General features: G+C 46.9%; 5 protein-coding genes. 3 read left to right on the top strand and 2 right to left on the bottom strand.

Annotation, left to right across the window (positions count from 1 at the left end; translation table 11 throughout):
- The 3 genes from K7H22_RS17810 to K7H22_RS17800 all read left to right on the top strand — a co-directional run.
- Positions 1-760, top strand: a 760-nt coding sequence (locus tag K7H22_RS17810) for a hypothetical protein (RefSeq protein ID WP_230802193.1), incomplete at its 5' end; no start/stop codon positions are given.
- A complete protein-coding gene (locus K7H22_RS17805; RefSeq protein ID WP_230802192.1) occupies positions 760-1,500 on the top strand; it encodes a sulfotransferase family 2 domain-containing protein in 741 nt (246 codons plus the stop codon). The genes K7H22_RS17810 and K7H22_RS17805, both read left to right, overlap by 1 nt.
- Positions 1,501-1,515: 15 nt before the next feature.
- Entirely contained in the window at positions 1,516-2,394 is an 879-nt protein-coding gene (locus K7H22_RS17800; protein ID WP_230802191.1) for a glycosyltransferase 61 family protein, read from the top strand.
- A gap of 29 nt (positions 2,395-2,423) precedes the next feature.
- Here K7H22_RS17800 and K7H22_RS17795 read toward each other — a convergent pair whose 3' ends face one another.
- Positions 2,424-3,401: a glycosyltransferase gene (locus K7H22_RS17795; protein WP_230802190.1), complete on the bottom strand. Its 978-nt coding sequence runs from the start codon at positions 3,399-3,401 to the stop codon at positions 2,424-2,426.
- A 337-nt stretch (positions 3,402-3,738) separates the two neighbouring features.
- Positions 3,739-6,198: a DUF4062 domain-containing protein gene (locus K7H22_RS17790; RefSeq protein WP_230802189.1), complete on the bottom strand. Its 2,460-nt coding sequence runs from the start codon at positions 6,196-6,198 to the stop codon at positions 3,739-3,741.
- Positions 6,199-7,853: the final 1,655 nt, after the last annotated feature.

Here is a 7,853-nt window from a genome sequence, read left to right as displayed (position 1 = left end):
TTTGCGCCGCCACGTGGCCGGTTTTGTCTCCGCCGTTGACAAACGCCCGCTATTCCAATCCTATTGGAAAGGCTACCGCCTGACCGACGTTCGCCCGCGCGTCATCAAACGCGGCGAGATGAAACTGTCGAAAACGCTGAAACGTTGCGTGTCTGCGGGGGATCAGTTCCGGTCACTTTATAGTTCCGCAAACTTTCTACGACTTCTAAGCGAGGATGCAGGTCTTGCCGACTTTGTGATCAAGAATAGCCGGACTTCGGACCTGACGGGGTGGGAGCGCTTTGGCGCGAAAAGTGTCATTTCATTTCTGAGCGGGCGTTTCATTGCACCGCTCAAAGTATCGGGCGCGTCTGAGGATGCGACGGTCCGCGTTGATGCGAAACTTGATGAGTTGAACGAAGAATCCTTTGTGCAGGATGTGGCTAGCTTGAAAGCCTATGTGGAACGCAATCTGAAAGACGATATTGCTGTTGACCAGTCTTTGATTGACGATTCCATCACGTCTGTTTTGTCCAGCATCTTCATGTCCGGCAGCCAGATACATCAGAACGCGGCCACTTTGGTGCATCTGGGCCTGCCGATCATCAAACTGGATGGATTTTATCGCGGGATGTTCAACGTCTATGACATCCAGCGGATTGTCCGGCTTCTGGACCGACAGGAAAAGAGCGAGTTGGAGCAAATCCTTTTGGAGCGGCCCTATGGTGGAAGCACATTGATTGGCTGGAAAAGAGCCGCGTTTATGGTGGGGTTGATTTGATGAAGTCTTCCGAACTGAGTAACACATTGCCGAAGACAAGCGAACTTTTGGTGTTTATTCACGTACCTAAAACTGCGGGATCAACTGTAAATAATTACTTGTTGAGATCGGAAAAGGCTGGTCTTACTCATGCAGAGAATTGGATTGATATAAAGGACAAGGTTAAAACTGAAGTTGAGAAGGCAGACTGGATTTCTGGCCATGTTTCTTTTCCTGTCATGCGCTCCCGTCTCTCCGAGTGTTCGGCTAGAAACTTTCGCTTCTATACAGTTGTTCGAGACCCATTTAAGCAATTAGCATCAAGTTACAACTGGTTGATAGAGATTTTCCATCGAGGTGAGGCTTTCTATAATGGTCATCCAGAGTTGATTAGAAATATTTCTGAGACAATTCGCTCTACGGACAACAACAGAATCGACAATGTGATGCGGCAACTTCAGGCTTTCCCTGGACTATTTAAGAATCTTCAAGCAAGGCATGTTTTAGGAAGTGCACCAAAAGACATGTCAGATACATCACTCGAACAGCGACTGTCTGTGTATGCTAAAATTGCATATGAAGCGACGATTCCTGACTTGGTTTCTGATATTTCAGGGATTCCATATAGTGATGAAGTACGTGAAAATGTAAGTCCATATCATTTTGATCAAAATGTCTTTCGTGATCCAAAAATGCTGGAGTTTTTAAATGATTTCAACACTGTTGATATTCAGCTCTACAACTATATATCTCGAAGATAATAGGTTGGATTTGATATGAGAAAGTTCTTTGTTACGCCTTTTTTAATAGAAGGGTCAGATGTCGCTGGGGCGCTTTACAGTGATACGCTTCAAATTGAGTTGGCGTCTTTAAGAAATTCTCAAAGTGCCGCATTTAGACATCGCGACCCTGCATATCTTTTTCCAAAGGAGGTTCGAGACGCAGTCAATTTAAACAAGGACTTTTTGTTTCTTGGACATAATTTTACGCAGTACGGACATTTCATACTCGAAACCCTTCCAATGTTGACTGCTTTGCTTGAGAGTAAAGATGTCAGCGGTTTCTTTTTGCCTTGGGGTTCTCGAGACGACCTGTTGTATTCCTCTCTTGCCTTGCTCGACATTGATTCCTCTAGGGTCTATGTGCACCGCGAGAAGAGTGTGGTGACTTCTAGGTTTCGGATAATAGATCGTCCAATTGTTATAAATAATTCGCTTGTATCGATGAGCTCATATTATCCTGTTGTTGCGAGGCTTAAGGAAAAGGCAGTGCATTCGTCGAAGAGTAGGCTTCCAAAAAAGATATTTCTGGATAGGAAGCCTGATCGTGTTTCTATTGAAATTTACGAAAGGGTGGCGTCATTTTTCGTTAAGAACGGATTTACTCGCATCCGGCCTGAACAGTATTCATTGTTGGAGCAGGTTAGAATTTTTTCTCTCGCAAATGATGTGGCAAGTTTTCCTGGGTCACAGTTGCACAATACGATTTTCTCGAGCTCTTATTGCCGTGTGATCGAGGTTGGCGACACTCGATCGCCGATGAAATCTTTAGAGAACCAAGTCATATGCGATTTGATCAGCGGTGTTAAAAAAATATTTGTACCCTACGCGAAGGATTCAGATGACCTTCTGAGTTCGATTTTTCGTATTCTCTGAAGGACATTTTCCTCAATTTCCTCTCCCCCTCACACCCGCCCCAGCAGGGCTGCGAGGGTGAGGATCACCCCTCCCGCGTGGCCCTGACGCCTCAGTTTCAGGCGGCGCAGCAGGTTCCAGCGGGCGGGCAGGCTGCGGGTGGTCTGCAGTTTGGTGAAGGCGGCCAGCATGGATTGCCCCTCGGACGAGAGCAGGGGCGCGCAGGGGGAGAGGGCTGCGATATTGGCGGCGGACCAGCGACGGTGCGTGCCGCACAAGCCGCGCCTCAGCCGTGCCAGACCGGAACCGGCCCCTGACCTTGCGCCGATCATGTTGCCTGCATGCTGGCGGTAAAGCAGCGACGGCCGCGTGTCCTGCACCACGCGGCCCCCCGCGCCGGTGATGATCTGGTAGGTCCACCAGTCATGTGCGACGGGCATATGGCCTGCGGCAACCGTAGCACGCGCGGCCCGCACCAGAAGCTGTGCGGCAGCAGGATTGGCCAGCACCGTATTGCCCTGCACGATATTCTGCACCAGCGCATTGGCAAATCCGGTGGGGCCGGACCAGCCGCCGCTCTGCCGTTGGCCGGACAGATCCTGCGCGACACGCCAGACCGGACCCGCGCAGATGGCAGGGGCGATCTCGGCTTGCAATGTCTCAAGCCCGTTTGACAGTTTCTCGGGCAGCCAGACATCATCCTGATCGGCAAAGGCGATCCAGCCGGGCTGATCGGGGAGTGAGGCCAGCAGGTTCAGATAATTGGTGGCAAAGCCCCGTTGCGGGCCGTCTTGCAGGGTGATCTGACGTGCAGGATAGCGCGCGGCAAAGGCGTTCAGGATTGCGGGGCCTGCATCCGTGGACCCGTCATCGCCTACGACCAGCCGCCATGCGCTATGGGTCTGCGCCGCGATGCTGCGCAGTTGCGCGTCCAGATATGTGGCCCCGTTATAAAGGCCCATCAGAATGGTGATTGTTTTTGGATCGGGAGGGGGCAGTGTCAGGGTCCAGTCCTCACGCGCGGCCATCCCGTTGATTTGACGCAACTTCGCCGGAAACTCTGGAGGCGGGTACCGGACTCGCTACCATTTGTCTAAGCCACTGGAAGGCTTGATCAATCGAATGCGAGATTGAATTGTATGTCTCACTTCGTGTCACACTTGTGCTGTAAGTTGTGTGTTCTTGTCAATCGGTAGGTGTCGTAGAAAGCTGCTATCTATTTTGTCCTACAGGTGACTTTAGTGCTGCCTTGATCATTCTTCCGTCTCATTTGCCGGAAAGTTTGCAAGTGATCAGCGTTCAAGGTTTAGCTCGTCGGGGGCAGAGGAGGGTGAACCGGCCGGTGAAGGGAAGTGTGGTGAATTGCTAGCTGCGCGCAGCTAATTCCTGCCGGGCAACCGATTGCGCCGTGTCACGCGACATGCTTACACCCATATCTAGCCAGTGAATAGTGTTGTAGTAGCGATGCTTATCATGTCCAGTGTAACGTGCTAGTAGATCTTTAAGGCGCTTTTTGGATAAATGCTCGCAGCATTTCAGTGCTAGTATCGCTCGGCTCTCATCGTCATCATGGCTCAGCGCAATCAAAATCATCTCGTCGCTCAGGCTCGTCAATTCTTTGCGATCCAACTGTTTGAGAACTTCACGACGCAGCAGAACAGAAAAATCAGTCTCTAGCAAATCAGCGATCCTATTTCTAGCGATGGAAATCATCGCCGATGCCTTCTGTGGTAAAGCCGGAGGTGTGGGAAATAAGAGAGAATTGACCCTTGACGACGTAAACTCACCAAGGCCATCGATACGTCTAAGGTCGCTCCAATCACCAAACCTACCCAGGAATGATAATAGTGCGTTAGAGACATCAACTTCGAAATTGTCGAACACATACCGAACAAGTTCAAGATCCCCTTTGTCTTCCAATGTTGTCAACGCTTCTGTTCCAGCGGTCAGCATGCGGCGTTTAAGGAATGGAATTAGCTTTTCTGCATCTAAGAAAGTTTTAGTCTCATGGCCGATTTCTGATTTCAATTTCTCTAGACGCCGTTCGAAGAAATTATAAAAACCATCTTGCAAGTGCTCTCTGAGTTCCCCTACAGCACGTCGTGTGTGCTTTTGAAATAATGCGACCGCTTCGTCTTCTTCTAACAAATTGCCCTTGTCGACCTTTTCCTTAAGTTCGTTAAAACTTAATTCCGAAAGGCGGTTCATGCGGTAGCGATCAAAAAACTGGCTGTCCGTTTGCATGCCTGAGAATAGACCCAGCGCACCGGGCTTCTTGACAATAGTCAAGGCAGTTTTGACGACGCTACTGTCGAGTGGGCGGTTAGCGATGTGAAGAGCTTCTGTTGCGAAGTAACGAACGCCATAGTCCGTATCACTCAGCAGGCTATCTGCAATCGTTGGATCAGTTTCTTTTCTGTCGTTAAGGATTGAAATCGCTCGCCGCCGAATAGAATTTGCTTCTGACCGAAGACAGCGGGTAAGAAGGTTTGTTGTTAGTGAAGATGGCTTTGAAAATAATTGGTCGCCAAGAGTTTCGTTTACTTCATCAATGCCCAGTTCCAGAGCACGATTCAGAGCGTAGGACTCGCCAGACCTAGCTTCAATCGAAATAATGACTTGCCCAATTTCTGCCTTCTTCTGTGATGTTGTCTTGCTATAAAATACCTCCAGTAAAGGGACATCAACTGATTTGCCATGTTGATGTAAATATTCAATTGCCGATTTGAATACTCCCGGCTTGGCGTCCTCCTTCATCCAGTCTCTTATTGTACCTTCCCGATTAAGAGGCTCTTGTAATTCTAACGGTTCTTGTTGAAGCAAAGTGAGTAGACGGATTGCATGACGCTGTTGGCTGTCTTTTCCAATAGCGGCTGTGAGGCGTAAGAGACCATATTCTTTGTCAAATTTCGTTTGATTAGATAACCAGTGCCACAAAGGGACGTTTTGGTGACCAAATCCCTCAATGCCACAGTGCAATAATGCCCTCGTTTCATCTCTGGAGAATTCAATTTCATCTCGTTCGACAAAAAGAATATTGGCATCATGATTGCCAATTACTGTATCATCATTTCCAGATCGATGGAGCGATGACCCAATCAGACGCAATCTGGCGACATCGGTAGCACTGGTTTCTTCTGCTTCGGAAGAGCGTTGCATCAATGTGTTTAGGAACGATTCAGTTGGTGGTGATATCAAAGGTTTCGTTTTGTCGCTGTTAGTTTTTGAAGTATGGTCTACTCTTTTGGGCTGTTCCGCCTGTTCAGTTGGTTCTCGGTTTGAGCGCCGTTTTTCGAACTCTGCCCATCCTATAGCGTTTAGTTTTGCTCTAACTAGGCTTTCGAATCCAGATATATCCGAGAAGTCGGTGTACAGTGCATCTTTGCGGGCAAAGCAAGCCTTTCGAAAATCAATCACCTTGGTGAGTGACGGACCCGGATCGCGGCGTCGTTCGGCTGGCACCTCTTTGAAGAATACCGCCATATCCTTCATGCTACCTGTCTTTAAGTGCGCTTTAGCACGTTCGAATTCTTCCTCGAATCCAGAAGAGTATCGGCTGTCGCCTTCAGCGGTCGGCGAGCCCCAGTGATCGTAGAGAACGCCGATGAAATACTCACAACGATCAAGATCTTTGTTGATAAGCTCTTGAGGGCGCCCGTGCCCCGGTAAAGTTTCTTCCCAACCCACCAAATCAAGTATGCAGCCCCAGTGCCGTGAGTGATCGCGGTTCAATTCTTCGACTATGGCACGGGCTGTCTTTCTCTCAGCTTCTAGGCCGCTTGGTGAACCGATAAAGACCGAAATTAGTTGAATGCTGTCAGGCATTAAGAAATCCTTGTTGGTCGCTTTGTAGGTCAAAAAAGCTCGCGCAGTAGTGTGAGATCGCCCAGCCTCGTCAATGCCGAGAAGCGCTTGCTTTTACTCGTCATCTTCCCGTTGCACGCCATCTGACTGTCTTACCTAACCGCAAACAGAGCACATAACATAAGTCGGTTGCGGTACAGAGCGCAAAAAATGTAGGAGGAACACAGAGAAGCATCGGTAGTCAAGGCCAACAACGGCAATGTATTGTTTCACACTTACAGCAGATGGTTGATCCCACATCACTCAATGCCTTGCCAGCCTTCATAATCAAACTCTTTTTTGCCGCAACAGAACTGTTTACGCAGGGCACCGAAGTAACCTTAAGCTGTCGTTTTGAGAGCCTGAACGGCTCAATCTCCGAGTTGAGGACAGGGCATCTCTGGTTTTCATGGGTGGTGACTCCCCGTGGAGATCAGAGGCCGTCCCAGCGGCTTAAATTTAGGTGCCCGCTGGACCGTTCTCGGAAGCTGTTTGTGTAGTCTTTTGGCTATAAATGTGTATTACAGCTGTTGGGCTATGAGTAGGTTATAACTGTATGTTGTAATAGTGAGGGTTATGAATTTTTGATATGATTTTGTGTGGGGGTATCAATCCAACTACCAAGTCGCGTGTCCCCATAGGGCCATCGTGTAACAACGCAGGAACAAACCGGACCGCAACTGGAACATAGCATGATACTGTTATACAATAGACACACAATGTATGCGGATTGTAGGGGATGTTGTATCTCATATTCAATGTATTAAACCTATGTGTTATCCATATATGAGAACAAGACGTGAGCATTGATCCTATCTGTCATCTTGTTAATCACTCCATTTATACACTGTTATCTTGTAAATGCGTGCGTAGTTCAATGTATTAAATCAATGCTATAGCTGTAAGACACAACTGTTCTTATTAACTGTTTAAAATAACTGCATTCTATGCCACATCATCTTAACTGTGTGTTATAACTGTATATTACATCGGGGCACCTATAAGGGAAAAAACATCTATCTGTTTATATAGAGTGTTCTATGAATATGGAATGCGATAGAATGTAATTCATGTCTAATTAGAGTTATATTGGTATAAGATATTAGTATTATATATAATTAAAGATATAATAGAGATAAATACTGGATTAATACATTAAATTAAAATTAAATAGATATGTAATTGAGTATCGGAATAGAGATTAATATATTCGAAGAATAGTTATAATATAGGTTGCCATGTGTAACTGTAACAATAATTGTTAATAATCCAATGTGAAAGAGTGGTCCAATTACAAAGCGAAACTCTAGATTGAGATTTAGCAAGACAATAAAGTAAATAGTTGGGACTAGGGCGGTCCGTTAGGATAGAGTCCAGTAGGTGTGTTTACGTAGTACTTTGCAAGCGATTACACATTCTTGGCACTTATAGATAATTGTAGAACAAATTGGCAACAAAAATGCGAAAACTGCGATCGCGACAGTTCAGGGCAGAATGGCGTGTAGAAATAATCTGTTTTTTTCATTGACTTGCACTGGTTTTCTGGTGCATATCCCCTATCTGAGTATTTTCCTTAGATATGACATATTATTTTGGGAGTGTTTTGTCTGTATAACGTGAAAATGTTCTGGTTTATG

It is taken from the genome of Seohaeicola saemankumensis, from assembly GCF_021021435.1.
In the GTDB taxonomy this organism is placed as follows: Bacteria; Pseudomonadota; Alphaproteobacteria; order Rhodobacterales; family Rhodobacteraceae; genus Seohaeicola.
Note: the sequence above shows the minus strand (reverse complement) of the source record. Positions and strands in the feature narration are given on the sequence as shown.

Coding starts and splice junctions, on each gene's coding strand:
- K7H22_RS17805 (WP_230802192.1), top strand. CDS start 760: ATGAAGTCTTCCGAACTGAGTAACACATTGCCGAAGACAAGCGAACTT.
- K7H22_RS17800 (WP_230802191.1), top strand. CDS start 1,516: ATGAGAAAGTTCTTTGTTACGCCTTTTTTAATAGAAGGGTCAGATGTC.
- K7H22_RS17795 (WP_230802190.1), bottom strand. CDS start 3,401: ATGGCCGCGCGTGAGGACTGGACCCTGACACTGCCCCCTCCCGATCCA.
- K7H22_RS17790 (WP_230802189.1), bottom strand. CDS start 6,198: ATGCCTGACAGCATTCAACTAATTTCGGTCTTTATCGGTTCACCAAGC.